We start from the raw sequence: 18,848 nt of genomic DNA, 5'->3' as shown, positions 1-18,848 counted from the left end.
GCTGATCAGCGGCTTCTCCGGGTACCCGGGAGGGGCATTTCTACTACGCCTCCGTCAGGTGTTCCACGTCTCGTCGTAGGGGTCGTGCGGGGTGGCGACCGGGCGGGAGCCGGTGACCTCGAGGTACGGGATGGGGCCGTCGTTGACGGGGTCCCGGGTGCGGCGGGGTGTGTAGCGGCCGGTTACCTCCAGCCACGTGTCCGGCCTCAGGACCGGAGGGACGTTGCCGGTCAGGGCGATCTTGACCGGCTGGGCGTCCGCGGCGCAGCAGTTGAGGCCCATGCGGACCAGGTAGGGGGTGCCCGTCCGGTCCAGCGTGACGAAGCCGGTGATCTTCAACTGGCGGCCGCGCAGGGAGCGGCCGTCGTCGTAGACCGCCCGGCCCGCGTAGTCGGCGACACCGAGGCGGAGGGGGTCGCCGTCGGGGAGGTCCGGGAAGCCGAAGGGTTTGGTCAGGGCCGTGCCGGTGTGGGCGGCGCTGTAGGAGCCGAGGGCCGGCGGGGCGACCAGGATCAGAGCGAGCACCGGGAGGGTGAGCAGCCAGGAGACGCGAGGTTCGTGGGGATGGGCGGCTGCCTCACCGCGACGCGGCTCGTGGGGAAGGACGGCCGCCTCACCGCGACGCGGCTCGTGGGGAAGGACGGCCGCCTCACCGCGACGCGGCTCGTGGGGAAGGACGGCCGCCTCACCGCGACGCGGCTCGTGGGGAAGGACGGCCGCCTCACCGCGACGCGGCTCGTGGGGAAGGACGGCCGCCTCACCGCGACGCGGCTCGTGGGGAAGGACGGCCGCCTCACCGCGGGCGGCCGCCTTGCCGCGGCGGTGGTCGTACCAGAGCGTCGCCGCCGCCGTCGCGATCAGTACCGCGCCCGCCAGCAGGACAAGCGGGCGCAGGCCCGACTTGACGTAGCGGAGGTAGAGGTCGGTCGTGGCGGCGTGCAGCAGGGTCGCGCCGAGCAGGAAGAGCAGGGCCGACTGGGCCAGGCGGTTCACAGCAGGACCGTTCCGGTCAGGGCCGACACGACGACGGCCAGGGCGAAGGTCGCGGGGGCGAACCGCAGGGCGAAGGCGCGGCCGAAGGTGCCCGCCTGCATCGCGAAGAGCTTCAGGTCGATCATCGGCCCCACCACCAGGAACGTCAGACGGGCCGTCAGGGAGAACTGGGTCAGCGAGGCCGCCACGAACGCGTCCGCCTCCGAGCAGATGGAGAGGAGCACGGCCAGCACCGCGAGGGCCAGGACCGACAGCACCGGGTGGTCGGCCGCCACGCGCAGCCACTCCGCCGGTACCACCGCCTTCAGTGTCGCCGCGGCCATCGCGCCGATCACCAGGAAGCCGCCCGCGTGCGTGACGTCGTGCCGCACCGAGTCCCAGAAGGCCGCCCCCTTGCCCTGCCCCTCGTACGACGTCCCCGCCGGGAGGCGCAGCCAGTCCGTGCGGCCCAGGCGGTGCCAGAGCCAGCCCATCGCGCAGGCCACCAGCAGGCTCGCCACGAAGCGGGCCAGGACCATCTCCGGGTCGCCGGGGAACGCCACGGCCGTCGCCGTCAGCACGATCGGGTTGATGGCGGGCGCCGACAGCAGGAACGCCAGGGCCGCGGCCGGGGTGACACCCCTGCGGACCAGGGCTCCGGCCACCGGGACCGACGCGCACTCGCAGCCCGGGAGCACCGCGCCCGCCGCGCCCGCGACCGGGACCGCCAGGGCGGGGCGGCTCGGCAGGGCCCGGGCGAAGAAGGACGGCGGCACGAACACCGCGATCGCCGCCGAGAGCAGCACGCCGAGCACCAGGAACGGCAGCGCCTGGACCATGACGGCGACGAACACCGTCATCCAGCTCTGCATCACGGGTGCGGACAGCGCCCCGCGGATCGGGTCCTGGAACATCACCGCGGTGAGCAGCAGCAGGGTGAGGAGGAGGGGGGAGTTGAGGTGCCTGCCCTCGTCCCGGTCCCGGTCCGGATCGGTGTCCGCGTGCTCGCCGCTCTCCCGCGGGGCGGTCTTCGTGATGGCCACGGGCCCGGTACCTCCGCCTGTGCGCACGGGCATAGCCCCTTCCCTCCCCTTCTGTACGCGCGGACGGGCCCGGGCGTTCAGGCCCCAGGGCCCTCTTGTGGAACCAGCCGTCCCCGTGCGGCAGTCTTCTCCTCGTGGGGAGCGTTCCGAACCAAGGCCGGCCGGGTGACACGGCCACGCACATGATCGTGTGCGGCGACGACGGGCTCGCGCACCGGCTCGCCGCCGAACTGCGGGGCGTGTACGGCGAACAGGTCAGGCTGGTGGTGCCGCCCTCGGGGCGCCGGGTGCGGCAGCCGGTGGTCGGGCGGGCCCGCGCGGCCTCCGCGGCCCTGCTCGACCGGGTCGTGAACGCCGCCGCCAGCCGGACCGGCACGGCCGGCGCCGAACCGGCCGGGAGCGAGCAGGTCGTGGAGGCCGCCGAGGTCACCGAGGCCGTGCTCACCGAGGTCGGGGTGGACCGGGCGGCGGCCCTGGCGCTCGTGTACGACGACGACGAGACCAACATCCGCGCCGCCCTCACCGCCCGCCGGCTCAACCCCCGCCTGCGTCTCGTACTGCGGCTGTACAACCGGCGGTTGGGGCAGCACATCGAGGAACTGCTCGACCAGACGGCCGCCCTGGCCGGCGGGGCGGAACCGGGGTCCGCGGGACTCGACGCGTCGACGACCGTGCTCTCCGACGCCGACACGGCCGCGCCCGCGCTGGCCGCGACCGCCCTGGCCGGCACCAGCAAGGTCGTCCAGACGGAAGGGCTCGTGCTGCGCGCGGTGGAGCGGCAGCCGCCGCGGCCGGGCGAGGTGGCCGATCCGGGGCTGTGCACCCTGGCGCTGCTGTCCGCGACGAGCAACGACCCGGCCGGCGCGGACGGTTCCGAGGGCAGCGGGGAGCACGGGCCGCGACTGCTTCCCGACGAGGCGGCGGTGGCGTCGGCGACCGGGCGCGGGACCGTGGTGCTGGAGCAGGTGTCGTACTCCGGGCCCGCCCTGCCCGCCGGGCGGGGCGGGGTGCCGCCGTTCGCCTCCCTGTTCTCGCGGCGGCTGCGGTGGTCGCTGGCGGGGCTGGTGGGGTGTGTGCTGGCGCTCGCGGTGGCGTTGATGTTCGTGACCGGGGAGCATCCGCTGTACGCGACGTACGTGACGCTGCTCGACCTCTTCGGCATCAACGACCCCGCGTACCACGCGTCGACGGGGCGGCAGGTCCTGCAACTGCTGTCCGGGCTGGTCGGGTTGCTGCTGCTGCCGGTGCTGCTGGCCGCGGTGCTGGAGGCCCTGGGCACGTTCCGCAGCGCGTCCGCGCTGCGCAAGCCTCCGCGCGGGCTCGGCGGGCACGTGGTGCTGCTCGGGCTCGGCAAGATCGGGACGCGGGTGCTGACGCGGCTGCGCGAACTGCACATCCCCGTGGTGTGCGTGGAGTCCGATCCGGAGGCACGGGGGCTCGCCACGGCGCGGCGGCTGCGCGTGCCGGTGGTGCTCGGGGACGTCACGCAGGAAGGCGTGCTGGAGGCCGCGAAGATCCATCGGGCGGACGCGCTGCTGGCGTTGACCAGTGCGGACACCACGAATCTGGAGGCCGCGCTGTACGCCCGGTCCGTGCGGCCGGATCTGCGGGTCGTGCTGCGGCTGTACGACGACGACTTCGCGACGGCCGTGTACCGGACGCTCCGGGCCGCGCACCCGTTCGCCCTGACGCGGAGCCGGAGTGTGTCGCACCTGGCCGCGCCCGCGTTCGCCGGGGCGATGATGGGGCGGCAGATCCTGGGGGCGATCCCGGTGGAGCGGCGGGTGCTGCTGTTCGCGGAGCTGGAGGTGGCCGGGCATCCGCAGTTGGAGGGGCGGACCGTCGGGGACGCGTTCCGGGCCGGGGCGTGGCGGGTGCTGGCGCTCAACACGGCTCCTTCCGGGCGGCGGGGTGACGGGGAGAGCGCCGAGGAGGCCGGCGCGCCGGCTTCGGGGCTGGTGTGGGATCTGCCGTCCACGTATGTGCTGGGGGCCGGGGACCGGGTGGTGCTGGCGGCGACGCGGCGGGGGCTGGCGGAGTTGCTGGGGCGGAGGCGGCGGGAGCGGGCGGGGGCGTGACGCCGAGCGGTGCGACGCCGAGCGGTGTCTCGCACGGCTCGGCGTGACAAGGTGCCCGGCGTTGTTCCGAGGCCGGGGCGTTGTCGCGACCCGGCGCGGCGGGGTGCCTCCCCCAAGCTCTCGGCTTCGCTCGAGCAGGGGGACCCCCATCGCCCACCCGTGCCGCCCCAGGCGGCACGCATGCCCGCGGGACAGCGTCCCAAGGGGCGCGGGGAACTGCGCGATCAGCCACGCAGCACCCGCAGCCGCCACACCACACGCGCCCCGAACTACTGGGCGCCCGAAACCCCCTTCAGGTGCCGCTCCGCGAACTCCAGCTCCAGCCGGACCTGCTTGATCCGCTCGTCCACCACCAGCGACCCGTGTCCGGCGTCGTAGCGGTACACCTCGTGGACCGCTCCCCTCGCCTCCAGGCGCTTGACGTAGTTCTCGATCTGGCGGATCGGGCAGCGGGGGTCGTTGACACCGGCGGAGATGTAGACCGGGGCCTTGACCTGGTCTACGTAGGTGAGCGGGGACGAGGCCTCGAAGCGCTCGGGGACCTCCTCCGGGGTGCCGCCGAGGAGCGTGCGGTCCATCGCCTTCAGCGCTTCCATCTCGTCGTGGTACGCCGTGACGTAGTCGGCGACGGGAACCGCCGCGATGCCCAGGGTCCACGCGTCGGGCTGGACGCCGAGGCCGAGGAGGGTCAGGTAGCCGCCCCACGAACCGCCGGTGAGGACGAGGCGGTCGGGGTCCGCGAGGCCCGAGGCGACGGCCCATTCACGGACCGCGGCGATGTCCTCCAGCTCGATGAGGCCGACGCGGTGCTTCAGGGCGTCCGTCCAGGCGCGGCCGTAGCCCGTCGAGCCGCGGTAGTTGACACGGATCACCGCGTAGCCGTGGTCGACCCAGGCCGCGGGGCCCGCCGCGAAGGAGTCGCTGTCGTGCCAGGTCGGGCCGCCGTGGATGTCGAAGACCGTGGGGAGCGGGCCGGTGGCGCCCGCCGGCTTCTGCACGAGGGCGTGGATGCGCCCGCCCGGGCCCTCCACCCACACGTCCTCCACCGGCACCGAGCCGGGCGACTTCATGCCGGGCGGGTCGAGGACGACACCGCCCGCCGTGGAGCGCACCGCCGACGGCTCGGCCGCCGAGGACCACAGGTACTCCACGCTGCCGTCGGGCCGGGCCGTGGCACCGGAGACCGTGCCGGGCGGGGTCGGGATCTCGGTCAGGGCGCGGCTCGCCAGGTCGTAGCGGAACAGCTCGCTGCGGGCCTCGAAGCCGTGCACGACGAGCAGGCCGGTGCCGTCCGGGTACCACTCGGCGCTGACGTCGCCGGGCAGCTCCAGCGCCAGGTCCGTCTCCTCACCGGTGGCCACGTCCCAGACGAGGGGCTCCCAGCGGCCCCGGCGCTGGTGGCCGATGAGCAGGCGTGTGTCGCCGTCGACGGGGGCGAAGCCGAGGACCTCCAGGCCCAGCTCACGCGTGCCGCCCTTGGTGTCGTCGAGGTCGGCGACCGGCGTGCCGTCGGGGCGCAGGACGCGCAGGGCGGAGTGCATCGCGTCGCCGTGCTCGGTGTGCTCGATGGCGATGAGCGAGCCGTCGTGGGAGAGGTCGCCGACGCCGGCCGACTCGCGGTGGCGGTAGATCTCCACCGGGGCCTCGCCGGTGCGGACGAGGTGGATCGTCGTGCCGTCCTCGTCGGTGGAGCGGCCGACGACCGCCGTGCGGCCGTCGCGGCCGAGGGCGAGGCCCGCCGGGTACGAGGGCTGAAGGCCCTCGGCGGCCGGCTCGTCCGGGCCGCCCTCGAAGGGCTGGCGGCGCCACACGCCGAACTCGTCGCCGTCCTTGTCGTCGAACCACCAGATCCAGGCGCCGTCCGGTGACAGCACGCCGTCCGTCGTGCCGTTCGGCCGGTCCGTCACCTGGCGCTGCTCGCCCGTCGACCGGTCCCAGGCGTACAGCTCGTACGTCCCGGTCGCGTTCGACACGAACAGGGAGCGGTCCGGCGCGTCCTCCGCCCAGTCGGGCAGGGAGACCCGGGGCGCGCGGAAGCGCTTCTCCCAGTCCGGCATCCGCTCCTGCTGTCCCGCCTGTACCTCTTGCTCGTGCTGGTCCCGCTGATCCCGCGCTTCGGACCCGTTGCTCTCAGTCATGGCCCCATACTGCACGCCCTCACCGACAATTCGCTGGCGAGGTCCCCAGCCTGTGGATAACCTCCACCGGTTCCCCTTCCGAGCAGGTCAGGGGAGACGGCCGGCGAGGGCGGTTCTGTTGCCCACCCCGCGGGCGGGACCGGCCCTGCGGCCCCGTACCGTGGGGGTGTGTACCGGTTTCTGCTGACGCCCCGATGGTGGGGGATCAACCTCTTCGTGCTGCTGTCGATCCCCTTCTGCATCTTCATGGGGTCCTGGCAGCTGGGCCGGTTCGAGGACCGCGTGCAGGACCATCGCACGGCGACCGAGCAGGTCGCCGAGGCGAAGCGCGAGGCGCCGCGGCCGCTCGGGGAGATGCTGCCGGTGACGAAGGCGACGTCCGGCAAGCTCGTCACCGCCACCGGGCGCTACGGCAAGCAGCTGCTGGTGCCGGGGCGGCAGCTCGACGGCAAGCAGGGCTTCTACGTCCTGACGCTGCTGCGCACCGACTCGGGCGAGGCGCTGCCGGTGGTCCGCGGCTGGCTGCCCGGTGCCGCCGACGCGGCCGAGGCCCCCGCCCCGCCGGCCGGTGAGGTCACCGTCACCGGGGCGCTCCAGGCGTCCGAGACCCCGGGTGACAACGGCGTCAGCGCGCAGGGCGGGCTGCCGGCCGGGCAGACGGCGGCGATCAGCGCGGCGTCGCTGGTGAACCTGGTGCCGTACGACGTGTACGACGCGTGGGTCACGCTGGCGAAGGGTGACTCGGGGATGAAGGCCGTGCCGGCTGCCGCGCCGCCGGACACGGGGCTGGATCTGAAGGCGTTCCAGAACCTGGGCTACACCGCGGAGTGGTTCGCCTTCGTGGGGTTCGTGATCTTCATGTGGTTCCGGTTGCTGCGGCGTGAGGTGGAGTTCGCGCGGGATGCGGAGCTTGGTCTTGTGCCGCGGGAAGAGTCTGTTGCTGTGGACGCCGCTGTGAAGTGAGGCGGCGTTCGTGCCGGCGCCGGGTGGGTCCGCAGCTCGGCGGAGCGAGGTGCCTCCCCCAAGCTCTCGGCTTCGCTCGAGCAGGGGCCCCCATCGCCCACCCGTGCCGCCCCAGCGGCACGGTCGCCCGCAGCTGGGACAACGGCAACCGCTCGCCTACGCCCCCGCCAGCAACCCCGTCCAGTACACCGTCCCCGCGCACGCGTTGGAGACGGTCACCGTGCTTCCGGCCGAGCCGGTCGCCGGGGAGTACGTCACCACCACGCTGCCGCCGGTCGTGCCGTCCTCCGTGGCCAGCTGCGGGGCCGCGCCCGTGTCGCCGCCGGTGGAGGTGCCGCCCGTGGTCGTCGTGTCGCCCGACGGGGTCGGGTCGGGGGTCGGGTCGGGGTCGCCGGGGTCGCCGCCGGGGGTGGGGCAGGTCTCGGAGGGGACCCACGCGAACTTCACGTCGTAGGCGGCGCCCGGCTGGAGCACCAGCTCGGCGGCCTCCAGGGACGGGTTGGGCAGACCGGCCGCCGCGTCCCCGGCCACGTGCCGGGCGGCGCCTACCTTCGCGGGGTCGGCCGCGCCCTGCGGCAGCGCGCTCACCGAGCCGGCGCCGGAGACCGTGCAGCTCGCGGCGGAGACGTTGGTGACGCGGAAGGAGCCGTAGACCGCGCCGGTGGAGTCGGGGGCGGCGCTGCTGCCGGCGGCGGGGCCGAGCTGGGCCGGGGTGCACGCCGGGATGCCGGCGGCGGTGGTGGAGGACGGGCCGGCGCCCTCGGGCGCGCCGGGGGCGGTGCCGGAGCCCTTGCCCTTGTCCTTCTCCTTCTTGTCGTCCTTGCCCTTGCCCTCGGTCTTGCCGGAGGAGCCGGCGGCCGTGCTCTCGCCGCCGTCCGGGCCCTTGCCCTCGCTCGTGCCGCCCTGGGTCTCGGAGGCGTGGCCGGCGACCGACGGGTTGGCGTCGGAGCCGGTGGCGTTGGAGACGTGTACGAGGGCGGGGATCGCGGTGCCGATGAAGAGCGCGGCGGCGGCCATGCCCACCACGGCCTGCCGCTTGCGTGCCCGGCGCTGGGGCACCGCCTTGCGCAGATAGTCCAGGGTGCCGTCGCGCGGCTCCACCTCCTGCACCGCCTGGTGCAGCATCGTGCGCAGGTCCAGCTCGTCCGAGTCGAACCCCTGGGGGCTCTGGTCGTCGGGGCCGTGGTTCACAGTTCCGTTCCCAGCGTGCGATTGCTTCGGATCTTGCCCGTGCAGCCTTGTCGGCTCGTGCCACTCGAAGGGCTCGTGCCGGTCGCGCCCGTCGCGGGGCGCGCCGTTGCCGTCGCTCATGCCGGCGTCTCCATGGCGATCCGGAGCGCCGCGATGCCGCGTGAGCCGTAGGCCTTGACCGAGCCCAGGGATATGCCGAGGGTCTCGGCGACCTGTGCCTCGGTCATGTCCGCGAAGTAGCGCAGCACCAGCACCTCGCGCTGGCGGCGCTGCAGGCCCTTCATCGCCTTGATGAGGGAGTCGCGCTCCAGCTGGTCGTAGGCGCCTTCCTCGGCGCTCGCCATGTCGGGCATGGGCTTCGACAGCAGCTTGAGGCCGAGGATGCGGCGGCGCAGCGCCGAGCGCGAGAGGTTGACGACCGTCTGCCGCAGGTACGCCAGGGTCTTCTCGGGGTCGCGGACGCGTTTGCGTGCGGAGTGGACACGGATGAAGGCCTCCTGGACGACGTCCTCGCAGGAGGCCGTGTCGTCGAGGAGGAGCGCGGCGAGGCCCAGCAGCGAGCGGTAGTGCGCCCGGTAGGTCTCGGTGAGGTGGTCGACGGTCGTACCGGCCGCGACTCCGTCCTCGGCGCCGTCGCGCTGGTTCGGTATGCGGGCCGGCCGCGCTGCGGGCACGGGCGCGATCACCGGCATGCCACCGGGCGTACCGGGCATGCGGGGTCGGAGAGCCGCCGGACGGGGCGGTCGAAGGACCGTGCCGCGTGCCGCGCTGAAGTCGAGTACCTCTGCCACGCCTGTTGGACACGCTGACCCCCGTGAGGGTTGTACGTGCCGGGCGTCACTTTCACGCCGACCGTTGCCGTCGACGGTCTACCCGCGTCAGGCAGCACAACCGATAGTGCGTCAAATGCCCTCATGCGTCCCGCTCTTCCCCTATGTCCAGATGTGAACGGACGTCCCCACGTCCGGTTCCAGGCGTCCCCACGCCTGATGAAGCGCTCCCACGGCCGAAGAGGCGACCGCAAAGACGCTCCCCGCCCTCCGCGCGGTTGCGGAGGGCGGGGAGGTAAATCCTCTGCTGTCGAAGCGTCTCGGACAAGTGGTCCGAACCATCGACCGGCTCACATGTCGTGCACAGATCCTACAAACCACCTCTGACATCGGCCGGGGGGTTTGCCAGGACGAAAGTTTCCCGAAAACCCCCCGGACCGTTCAGGACAGCTCGGCGGCGACCAGTTCGGCGATCTGGGCGGTGTTGAGCGCGGAGCCCTTGCGCAGGTTGTCGCCGCACACGAAGAGTTCGAGCGCCGTGGGGTCGTCCAGCGCGCGCCGCACCCGCCCGACCCAGGTGGGGTCGGTGCCGACCACGTCGGCGGGGGTCGGGAACTCCCCGGCGGCCGGATTGTCGAACAGCACGACACCGGGCGCTGTGGCGAGGATCTCGCGGGCCTTGTCGACGGTGACCTCGCCCTCGAAGCGGGCGTGCACGGTCAGCGAGTGCGTGGTGATCACCGGCACGCGGACGCAGGTGACGGCCACGGGGAGGCCGGGCAGGCAGAGGATCTTGCGGGTCTCGTCCCGCACCTTCAGCTCCTCCGAGGACCAGCCGTCCTCGCGCGCGGAACCGGCCCACGGCACGACGTTCAGCGCGACCGGCTCAGGGAACGGCCCGGTGCGGTCGCCGACGGCCCGCCGTACGTCACCGGGGCTGGTGCCCAGCTCGGTGCCGGCGACCAGGGCCAGCTGCTCCCGCAGAGTGGCCACACCGGCGCGCCCGGCGCCGCTGACGGCCTGGTACGAGGAGGCGACCAGCTCGCGCAGCCCGAACTCGGCGTGCAGCGCGCCCAGGGCCACGATCATGGAGAGTGTCGTGCAGCTGGGGTTGGCGACGATGCCGCGCGGACGCATGCGCACGGCGTGCGGATTGACCTCGGGCACGACGAGGGGCACGTCCGGGGCCATCCGGAACGTGCCCGAGTTGTCGACCACCACCGCGCCCTTGGCGACGGCGAGGGGCGCCCACCGCTCGGCGACCTCGTCGGGGACGTCGAACAGGGCGACGTCGACGCCGTCGAAGACCTCCTCGGTGAGCGCCAGGACCTCGGTCTCCTCACCGCGCACGGCCAGCTTGCGGCCGGCCGAGCGCGGGGAGGCGACGAGTCGGATCTCGCCCCAGATGTCCGCCCGCTGGGACAGGATCTGGAGCATGACCGTGCCGACGGCTCCGGTCGCTCCCACGACGGCGAGCGTGGGCCGGCCCGACCGGCCGGTCTGCCCGGGTCCGGCCATCAGCGGCCGGTGCCTCCGTAGACGACGGCCTCGTCGCTGTCGGAGTCGAGCCCGAACGCGGAGTGCACGGCACGGACGGCCTCGGGCACGTCGTCGGCGCGCGTGACGACCGAGATGCGGATCTCGGAGGTCGAGATCAGCTCGATGTTCACGCCCGCGTCGGACAGCGCCGTGAAGAAGTCGGCCGTGACGCCCGGGTTGGTCTTCATGCCGGCGCCGACCAGGGAGATCTTGCCGATCTGGTCGTCGTAGCGCAGGGAGTCGAAGCCGATGCCGGCCTTGTTCTTCTCCAGCGCGTCGATGGCCTTGCGGCCCTCGGTCTTCGGCAGCGTGAAGGAGATGTCCGTCAGGCCCGTGGAGGCGGCGGACACGTTCTGCACGACCATGTCGATGTTGATCTCGGCGTCGGCGATCGTGCGGAAGATCGAGGCCGCCTCGCCCGGCTTGTCCGGCACGCCGACGACCGTGACCTTGGCCTCGGAGGTGTCGTGCGCGACACCGGAGATGAGAGCCTGCTCCACCTGCTTGTCCCCTTGCGTAATCGGCTCGCTGCTGACCCATGTGCCCTGAAGTCCGCTGAAGCTGGACCGGACGTGGATCGGGATGTTGTACCGGCGGGCGTACTCCACGCAGCGGTGGAGCAGCACCTTGGACCCGGACGCCGCCAGTTCGAGCATGTCCTCGAAGGAGATCCAGTCGATCTTCCGGGCCTTCTTCACCACGCGCGGGTCGGCGGTGAACACGCCGTCGACGTCGGTGTAGATCTCGCACACGTCGGCGTCGAGGGCGGCGGCGAGGGCCACCGCGGTGGTGTCCGAGCCGCCGCGGCCGAGGGTGGTGATGTCCTTGGTGTCCTGGCTGACGCCCTGGAAACCGGCGACGATCGCGATGTTGCCCTCGTCCACCGAGGTCTTGATCCGACCCGGCGTGACGTCGATGATCCGGGCTTTGTTGTGGACCGAGTCGGTGATGACACCTGCCTGGCTGCCGGTGAACGACTGGGCCTCGTGGCCCAGCTTTTTGATCGCCATGGCCAGCAGGGCCATGGAGATCCGCTCTCCGGCGGTCAGCAGCATGTCGAGCTCGCGCCCGGCAGGCATCGGGGAAACCTGCTCGGCGAGATCGATCAGCTCGTCCGTCGTGTCGCCCATCGCGGAAACCACGGCAACCACCTGGTTGCCGTTCTGCTTCGCTTCCACGATCCGCTTGGCGACGCGCTTGATGCCCTCGGCATCGGCTACGGAGGAGCCTCCGTACTTCTGCACGACAAGGCCCACGTGCGCTCCTCGCTCAATCCGTCTCTATCCGCTCATACGCATTCGTACTGCGGTCGGCTCAGTCTAACGAGCGTCCGAAAATCCCTTCCGCGATATCGCATGGTGAGATTTCCGGGGTACTCGTCCAGAGCTGCTCATGCCCATCTGGGCACGGGCCACGCGAGAAAGTGCCCGGCGTCACAGCCGACACCCGGCCGATCCCGGTGAGCAAACTTTCAAGCATTATGGTTCGCCTGTGCGCGTACTGCTGGTGGAAGACGATGAACCGGTCGCCGAGTCGCTGCGACGCGGCCTGAAGCGCTACGGCTTCGAGGTCGAGTGGGTGAGCACGGGCGCGGCGGCTCTGGAGCACGAGGGTCCGTACGACGTCGTCCTGCTGGATCTCGGCCTGCCCGACACCGACGGCCTGGACGTCTGCAAGACGCTGCGCGAGCGCGGCGACGTCCCGATCATCGTGATCAGCGCCCGCAGCGACGAGACCGACCGGGTGGTGGGCCTGGAGATCGGCGCGGACGACTACGTCTCCAAGCCGTTCGGCGTCCGGGAGGTCATCGCCCGGATACGAGCCGTCATGCGGCGCGTACAGCCCCGCACCCCCGCCGCGGACGCCCCCGCCACCGGCCCCGACCGCTACGGCACGCGCCTGACCGTCGACCGCAAGGCGGCCCGGGTGCACCTGGACGGCGAGGAGGTGGCCCTCGCGCCCAAGGAGTACGACCTGCTGGCCTTCCTCACCGAGGAGCCCGGCGCGCTGATGTCGCGCGAGCAGATCATGGAAGCCGTCTGGGACGCGAACTGGTTCGGGCCGACGAAGACGCTGGACGTGCACGTGGCGGCGCTGCGGCGGAAGCTGGCCGGGGCGATCGCGATCGAGGCGGTGCGCGGGGTCGGGTTCCGCCTGGAGATCGTCAAGGGCGAGGACGGCGGCGAGGGCCGGGCGAACGGCGAGAACGGCGCCGCGGGCTCATGATCCGCCAGCTCGTCCGCAGCTACGTCCTGCTCGTCGCGGTGGCCATCGCGCTGTTCACCGTGCCGGTGGCCTTCACCCTGACCGATCAGCTGCGGGGCGACACCCGGTCGGCCGTCCTGCGCGAGGCCGACGCCATGGCCCTGCTGCTGGGCGACGGCCGGGCCGCCTCCTGCCAGGCCCTGGAGGAGATGGCCAGGGCCTACGAGGACGAGATCCAGGTCACCCGCACCGCGGACTGCCCGGCGGACCTGCCGCGCCCGGCGGCGGACGCGGCACTGGCCAAGGCCCTGAAGGACGGCGAACCCACGACCGACTGGGGCTCCTCCTTCATCTGGGGCCCCGAGCTGGTGGTCACGGTGCCCGCCCGCGCGACCGGCACGGACCGGGTCGTCGGTGCCGTGCGCATCGTGTACTCGACCGACGAGATGACCGACCGCCTGTGGCAGATCTGGGGCTTCCGGGCGGTCCTCGCCGTGCTCGTGCTGGGCGTCGCGGCCGTCATCGGCGTCGTGGTCGCCCGGCGCCTCACCCGGCCGCTGCGCCAGCTGAACGACATGGCGAGCAAGTTCAGCGACGGCGACCTGACCGCCCGCTCCCCCGTGACGGGCCCGCCGGAGACGCAGACGCTCGCGCGCACCCTCAACCAGGGCGCGGAACGCCTGGACACGCTGATCGCGGCCCAGCGCATCTTCGTCGCGGACGCCTCCCACCAGCTGCGCACCCCGCTGACGGCGCTGCGGCTGTCCCTGGACAACATCGCGGACGGGGTGGACGACGAGTTCGTCCGCGAGGACGTGGAGCAGGCCACGGCGGAGGTCGTCCGGATGAGCCGCCTGGTCAACGGCCTGCTGGTGCTGGCCCGGGCCGAGGCCAAGGTGTCGGCGGCCGAGCCGCTCCCGCTGATGGACATCGTGCGGGAACGGCTCGCCGTGTGGAGACCGGCCGCCGACGAGCGCGGAGTCACCATCGCGCTCAGGGGGAGTGCCGACGGCCGGTCGTCTGTGCTGGCCAGCCCCGGTCACCTGGACCAGATGCTGGACAACGTGCTCTCCAACGCCCTGGAGGTCTCACCGGACGGCGGGACGATCACCGTGCGCGTGGAGCCCAGGGGCGACGTGGTGGAGGTGTCGGTCCTGGACGAGGGACCCGGCATGTCGGACGCCGAGAAGTCCCGCGCCTTCGACCGTTTCTGGCGGGGCCAGGGCCTGACCGGGAAGACCGGCTCCGGCCTCGGTCTCGCCGTCGTCCGGCAGTTGGCGACGGACGACGGCGGAACCGTGGCGCTCCAGGACGCGCCCGGGGGCGGCCTGTGCGTGACGATCACGCTCCGGGCGTCCCACCGGGGCGGCGGCTGAGGGGCGGCTCAGCTCTCCGGCATCTTCGAGGAGTGGTGGTTGACGATCAGCCACCTGCCGTCGGGCTGCTTCTCGTAGGCGTAGGTGTAGCGGGCCTTGACGGTGTTCTTCTCGCCCGTGGCGGGGTCGGTGAGCGCGAACTCGTAGACGCCCGTGTCGATGACGGTGTCGCGGTCGAGGATGTTGACCACGGACTCGATCTTCGTGCCGACCGGCTTGTTCCGCAGGAAGTGCTCGAAGTAGTCGACGATCTCGGCTCTGTCCGTGCGGACGTTGTTGGAGACGGTCGGCAGCAGGACCGCGTCCTTGGCGTACAGGTCGGCGACCTTCTGCGGGTCGCCCGTCCGCAGCGCGGCGTTCCAGTTGTCGAACAGGCCGAGCACCTGCGCCTTGGTGGCGGTCCCGGCGGGCTTGTGGGCCTTGCCCCTGGAGTCGGCCCCGGCGACGCCGGCACCGGCGGCGAAGGTGCCGGCGGCGACGACGGCGACTGCGGTGGCGAGGGCTATGCGCTTGCCGGTGGAACGGGTGGTCATCGCGAACTCCTTCAGGGATCAGGGGCGTTGCTCCCTCCGCCGGATCCGGTTCGCTTCCGGGGAGGAGTGACTCCAGATTCCCGTGACACCGGTTAGGGCCCGTGCAGCCGACGTACAGCGGGCGTACAAGGAGGAGATAAGTCACGTGACGTGACGGGACGGTCACGCCTGGCGCGGGGTGAGTGCCGCGGCGAGGGCCCGGACCAGCCGGCGGCAGTTCTCGGTGGGCGGCAGCGCCAGCTCCATCTTGAACGGCTGACCGGCGTCGAGTACGAGGTCGCGGGCGAGCGCCGTGTCCCCGGTGAGGGCCGCGAGGCCGGCCCGCAGCAGGCGCGCCTCGTACGTGTCGCTGTGCTGGTCCCCGATGACCCGCAGGCACCTGGCCATGAGCCGTTCGGCGCGGGCCAGGGCCTCCTCCGTCTCGCCGGCGACCAGCGCGGCGACCACACTCTCCTGCTCCAGCCGCCGGCTCGACGCGTGGTCCTCGCCCAGCAGTCTCCGGGCGTCCGCCAGATACGCCTCGACCTGGGGGCTCTTCGGCCACGGCTCGTCGACCCAGTACAGGTGCAGCCGTGCCTCGAAGGCCTCGGGGTGCTCGGGTCCCAGCAGGCGCGTCGCCTCCGCGAGGTACTCCCGGGCCGCCGCCTCGGCCCGGGCGCGGTCCCCGCGCGTCAGGCACTGCACGAGCCAGCGGCGCATCCGGAAGGTCGCCGGATCGGCGGGGCCGTTGTGCTCCAGGCTCTCCGCCAGCGCCTGTTCGAGCAGGGCACGGGCCCGCCCTCGGTCTCCCTGGTCCTCCGCGCACCTGGCCAGCAGCCCGGCCATGTTCAGGGCGCCGCCGTGCCCGCGGCCCCAGATGCGCTCGGCCGCGGGCTTGGCGCGCTCCAGCAGCACGACCGCACGGTCGGTGAAGTGGTTGCTCTGCAGGTAGGCCGCCGCGTCCAGGAACAGCAGCATGGAGAACTCGGTGTCGGCCGCGGGGTCCGTGTGGCCGGCGAGCGCCTCGATGTGCGTGGTGAGGTCCCGGAGGTCCTGGGTGAGCCTCGCTTCCCTGGGCGCCTGGAGGAGGAGCAGCCCCACGGCGGCGTCCCGGCAGGAGTCGATCATCTCGGCGTCCCGGTAGGGGTCGTCGGGGTCCGGGGTGCGGGCGACGGCCTGCACCAGCCGGTGCACCGAGAGGGTGTCGCCGTGCAGGGTGATCAGGCTGTGGGCGGCCAGCCGCCGCAGCGCCTCGGTCACCGCGAGCGGTGAGCCCAGTGGCCCCAGGCCCGGCACGTGGAAGGGCTCCAGATAGCGGCGCGGGATGCCGTCCGGCGCCCACCAGGCGATCGTGAACAGCACCAGCAGGGCCAGGGGGGTGTCGTCGAGCCGGTCCAGGGTCACCCGCCAGACGCGTCCGACGGTGCGCTGCGCCTCACCGCCCTCCGCCGTCGCCGCGTACATGTCGGCCGGGTACCGGGCGAGGAGCTCACGGTAGGTCCGGGGGCTGATGCGCGCCTCCCGGCAGTACGCGGCGGCCTGGTCGACCGCCAACGGCAGGCAGCCGAGGTCGGCGCACAGCTCCTCGACCCCGTCGGCGGGCCCCTGGTGGATCTTCGTGAACAGCTCGACGGCCTCGGCGGGTTCGAGTACGTCGAGGCTCAGCGGCTCGGCGATCCCCCGCCACCCCGTCGCGCCCCGCCGGGTGGTGATCAGGAAACGGCCGGAGGGAGCGCGGTCGAGCAGCGGCCTGATGTCCGCCGGGTCCGAGACGTTGTCCAGGACGAGCAGCCAGCCGTCGTGGGAGGCGAGCCAGTGCAGGGTGCGCTCGCGCAGGGCCTCCTCCGGCAGGGCCCCGGCCAGGGACGGCTGGAGCGCCCGGCCCAGCGCGGCGAGGCCCGCGTCGAGGTCGGCCGGGGTCTCGGCCGTGATCCACCACACCGGGTTGAACTCCGCCGCGTGCCGGGCCGCCCAGTGCGCCGCGAGCGTGGACTTGCCGATGCCGCCCAGCCCGTGGACGGCGTGCACGACGACGCCGTGCGCCGTGGCGAACGCCTCGTCCAGCCGGGCGAGTTCCCGCTCGCGCCCGACGAACAGGGCGGTGCGGTACGGCAGATGGCACACCCGCCCCGGGTCCGCCCCCGGGGGCAGGGCCTCCGGCGGCAGGAGCGTGGTGTGCTGGACGACGTGATCGCCCGTGGCCACCTGGCCGATGCTCCCGACGGCCCCCACGGACCGCTCCCCTCGGGCCTGCGCGGACCCGCCGCTCACACGTCCCCCGTCGACACGCAGCCGATGTCACCACCCGCCGCGACGGCCCGCTCCCCCGAGGCGGTGACGTCCGCGCCCGCGGGACGCGCCGCCGCGGAGGGCGGGGCAGGAGGGGAGGCCTGGGCAGGCGGGGAGGCCGGGGCAAGCCCCGAAGGCGGGACAGGCCCGGAAGCCGGAGCCAGCGCGGAGGCCCCGGCAGACCCGGAAGCCGGGACACGCCCCGAAGGCGGGACAGACCCGGAAGCCGGAGCTGACGCGGAGGCCCCGGCAGACCCGGAAGCCGGGACACGCCCCGAAGGCGGGACAGACCCGGAAGCCGGAGCTGACGCGGAGGCCCCGGCAGACCCGGAAGCCGGGACACGCCCCGAAGGCGGGACAGACCCGGAAGCCGGAGCTGACGCGGAGGCCCCGGCAGACCCGGAAGCCGGGACACGCCCCGAAGGCGGGACAGACCCGGAAGCCGGGAGCGGCCCGGAAGGCGGGAGCGGCAGCGACGCCCCGTTCCCGGTCGTGACGGATCCGATGTTCCCGCCGGCGGCGACCGACCGAGCGCCGCTCGCCGTCACCTGGGGCGCGCCGGGCGTCCCGCCGGTCCTTCCCGCGGAGAGGGCGCAGATCGTGAGCGCCAGGCCGATGAGCCCGGCCGCGCCCCCGGCCACACTCGCCCAGGGATCCGCCGCGTCGACATCCAGCACACCCCCCACGACCAGAGCGAGGGCCCCGGCCGCACACAGCCCGACCCCCGTCCACCGCAACGCCTGCGCACGCCCCGTCGTCATGGGCCCATCATCGCGCCGCCGGCCGCCCGGACGCAGCGGAACCCGACTGCCGACAACAACCTCCGGCCCCCGCCCCGCAGTTGCCCCGCCCCCGGGCACCACCCCCGAAATCCCGCGCCGCTTCCCCGAGTGCGCGCTACGGTCGGCGGATGGAGATATTGCGCTACGTGGCCTTCAGCACCGACCCCAAGGGCGGCAACCCCGCCGGAGTCGTGCTCGACGCCACCGGGGCCGACGACGCGGCGATGCAGGCGGTGGCGGCCGAAGTCGGCTATTCGGAGACGGCGTTCGCCGTGGAGGCCGGCGACGGCCTGCTCGACGTGCGGTACTTCAGCCCGCTCGCCGAGGTGCCGTTCTGCGGGCACGCGACGATCGCGACGGCCGTCGCCCACGCCCGGGCGCACGGCACCGGCCGGCTGCTGCTGCGCACGAAGGCCGGAGAGGTCGCCGTCACCACCGACCGCGCCGAGGACGGCACCGTGGTGGCGACCCTGGTGAGCGTCGCACCGCGGACCGCGCCGCTGCCCCAGGCCGTGCTGGACGAACTGCTCGCGGCCCTGCGCTGGCCGGCCGAGGACCTCGACCCGGCGCTGCCGCCGCGCGCGGCCTTCGCCGGCGCCTGGCACGCGGTCGTCGCCGCCGGGAGCCGGCGGCGCCTCGCCGACCTGGACTACGACGTCCCGGCCCTCACCGCGCTGATGCACCGCGAGGGCTGGACCACCGTCGACCTGGTGTGGCGGGAGTCCCCCACGGTGTTCCACGCCCGCGACCCCTTCCCGCCGGGCGGTGTCGTGGAGGACCCGGCCACGGGCGCGGCGGCCGCCGCCTTCGGCGGCTACCTGCGCGAGCTGGAACTCGTGTCCCCGCCCACGACCCTGACGATCCATCAGGGGGCGGACATGGGACGGCCGAGCACGATCACCGTGTCCGTGCCGGCCGGCCCGCACACCGGGATCGGCGTCACCGGGACGGCCGTCCCGATCTGACCGCCTGGCCGACTGGCCGACTGAC

14 protein-coding genes are annotated in these 18,848 nt (G+C 73.3%); 5 read left to right on the top strand and 9 right to left on the bottom strand.

Going from position 1 to position 18,848, the window contains the following annotated elements; genetic code table 11:
• Positions 1-54 precede the first annotated feature (54 nt).
• Both C1703_RS21845 and C1703_RS21840 read right to left on the bottom strand, forming a co-directional pair.
• Positions 55-993 carry a TIGR03943 family protein gene (locus tag C1703_RS21845; RefSeq protein ID WP_114254475.1) on the bottom strand — a complete coding sequence of 313 codons (939 nt, stop codon included), beginning with the start codon at positions 991-993 and terminating at the stop codon, positions 55-57.
• Positions 990-2,015, bottom strand: a complete 1,026-nt coding sequence (locus tag C1703_RS21840) for a permease (RefSeq protein WP_114254474.1) — start codon at positions 2,013-2,015, stop codon at positions 990-992. The genes C1703_RS21845 and C1703_RS21840 overlap by 4 nt, the downstream gene beginning before the upstream one ends.
• Positions 2,016-2,197: 182 nt before the next feature.
• Between C1703_RS21840 and C1703_RS21835 the strand changes: the two genes are divergently transcribed.
• Complete coding sequence (locus C1703_RS21835; protein WP_114254473.1) at positions 2,198-4,093, top strand: NAD(P)-binding protein; 1,896 nt, start codon at positions 2,198-2,200, stop codon at positions 4,091-4,093.
• A gap of 269 nt (positions 4,094-4,362) precedes the next feature.
• Here the strand turns inward: C1703_RS21835 and C1703_RS21830 are convergent, their stop codons facing one another.
• Positions 4,363-6,231, bottom strand: coding sequence for a prolyl oligopeptidase family serine peptidase (locus C1703_RS21830; RefSeq protein WP_114254472.1), 1,869 nt, complete (start codon positions 6,229-6,231; stop codon positions 4,363-4,365).
• A gap of 168 nt (positions 6,232-6,399) precedes the next feature.
• On the opposite strand from C1703_RS21830, the gene C1703_RS21825 reads away from it, so the two are divergent.
• A complete protein-coding gene (locus C1703_RS21825; protein WP_114254471.1) occupies positions 6,400-7,194 on the top strand; it encodes an SURF1 family protein in 795 nt (264 codons plus the stop codon).
• 156 nt (positions 7,195-7,350) lie between these two features.
• On the opposite strand, the gene C1703_RS21820 is transcribed toward C1703_RS21825, so the two are convergent.
• The 4 genes from C1703_RS21820 to C1703_RS21805 form a co-directional block, all read right to left on the bottom strand.
• A complete protein-coding gene (locus C1703_RS21820) occupies positions 7,351-8,505 on the bottom strand; it encodes a hypothetical protein (RefSeq protein WP_232840556.1) in 1,155 nt (384 codons plus the stop codon).
• On the bottom strand, positions 8,502-9,077 hold the full coding sequence (locus tag C1703_RS21815) for a SigE family RNA polymerase sigma factor (RefSeq protein WP_114254469.1): 576 nt from the start codon (positions 9,075-9,077) through the stop codon (positions 8,502-8,504). The genes C1703_RS21820 and C1703_RS21815 overlap by 4 nt, the downstream gene beginning before the upstream one ends.
• Positions 9,078-9,596: 519 nt before the next feature.
• Entirely contained in the window at positions 9,597-10,673 is a 1,077-nt protein-coding gene (locus tag C1703_RS21810) for an aspartate-semialdehyde dehydrogenase (RefSeq protein ID WP_114254468.1), read from the bottom strand.
• The gene (locus tag C1703_RS21805; RefSeq protein WP_031140483.1) at positions 10,673-11,950 is read right to left on the bottom strand and encodes an aspartate kinase; all 1,278 of its coding nucleotides are present in this window, start codon (positions 11,948-11,950) and stop codon (positions 10,673-10,675) included. The genes C1703_RS21810 and C1703_RS21805 overlap by 1 nt, the downstream gene beginning before the upstream one ends.
• A 235-nt stretch (positions 11,951-12,185) precedes the next feature.
• Here C1703_RS21805 and C1703_RS21800 point away from each other — a divergent pair, with 235 nt between their 5' ends.
• Positions 12,186-12,920 carry a response regulator transcription factor gene (locus tag C1703_RS21800; protein ID WP_114254467.1) on the top strand — a complete coding sequence of 245 codons (735 nt, stop codon included), beginning with the start codon at positions 12,186-12,188 and terminating at the stop codon, positions 12,918-12,920.
• Positions 12,917-14,275, top strand: coding sequence for a HAMP domain-containing sensor histidine kinase (locus tag C1703_RS21795; RefSeq protein WP_114254466.1), 1,359 nt, complete (start codon positions 12,917-12,919; stop codon positions 14,273-14,275). Before C1703_RS21800 ends, C1703_RS21795 begins: the two co-directional genes overlap by 4 nt.
• Positions 14,276-14,283: 8 nt before the next feature.
• On the opposite strand, the gene C1703_RS21790 is transcribed toward C1703_RS21795, so the two are convergent.
• Entirely contained in the window at positions 14,284-14,808 is a 525-nt protein-coding gene (locus C1703_RS21790; protein ID WP_114254465.1) for an SgcJ/EcaC family oxidoreductase, read from the bottom strand.
• A 162-nt stretch (positions 14,809-14,970) separates the two neighbouring features.
• Positions 14,971-17,019 carry a tetratricopeptide repeat protein gene (locus C1703_RS39330; RefSeq protein WP_198678243.1) on the bottom strand — a complete coding sequence of 683 codons (2,049 nt, stop codon included), beginning with the start codon at positions 17,017-17,019 and terminating at the stop codon, positions 14,971-14,973.
• Between the two features lie 967 nt (positions 17,020-17,986).
• On the opposite strand from C1703_RS39330, the gene C1703_RS21775 reads away from it, so the two are divergent.
• On the top strand, positions 17,987-18,823 hold the full coding sequence (locus C1703_RS21775) for a PhzF family phenazine biosynthesis isomerase (RefSeq protein ID WP_114254463.1): 837 nt from the start codon (positions 17,987-17,989) through the stop codon (positions 18,821-18,823).
• The last annotated feature ends 25 nt before the right edge of the window (positions 18,824-18,848 follow it).

It is taken from the genome of Streptomyces sp. Go-475, assembly GCF_003330845.1.
GTDB lineage: Bacteria > Actinomycetota > Actinomycetes > Streptomycetales > Streptomycetaceae > Streptomyces.
This window is presented reverse-complemented; position numbering and strand designations above follow the sequence as displayed.

What these genes read in the sequence shown, in the direction of transcription:
- C1703_RS21795 (WP_114254466.1), top strand. Translation starts at nt 12,917, where the DNA reads ATGATCCGCCAGCTCGTCCGCAGCTACGTCCTGCTCGTCGCGGTGGCC.
- C1703_RS21775 (WP_114254463.1), top strand. Translation starts at nt 17,987, where the DNA reads ATGGAGATATTGCGCTACGTGGCCTTCAGCACCGACCCCAAGGGCGGC.
- C1703_RS21830 (WP_114254472.1), bottom strand. Translation starts at nt 6,231, where the DNA reads ATGACTGAGAGCAACGGGTCCGAAGCGCGGGATCAGCGGGACCAGCAC.
- C1703_RS21820 (WP_232840556.1), bottom strand. Translation starts at nt 8,505, where the DNA reads ATGAGCGACGGCAACGGCGCGCCCCGCGACGGGCGCGACCGGCACGAG.
- C1703_RS21835 (WP_114254473.1), top strand. Translation starts at nt 2,198, where the DNA reads ATGATCGTGTGCGGCGACGACGGGCTCGCGCACCGGCTCGCCGCCGAA.
- C1703_RS21810 (WP_114254468.1), bottom strand. Translation starts at nt 10,673, where the DNA reads ATGGCCGGACCCGGGCAGACCGGCCGGTCGGGCCGGCCCACGCTCGCC.
- C1703_RS21790 (WP_114254465.1), bottom strand. Translation starts at nt 14,808, where the DNA reads ATGACCACCCGTTCCACCGGCAAGCGCATAGCCCTCGCCACCGCAGTC.
- C1703_RS21815 (WP_114254469.1), bottom strand. Translation starts at nt 9,077, where the DNA reads ATGCCGGTGATCGCGCCCGTGCCCGCAGCGCGGCCGGCCCGCATACCG.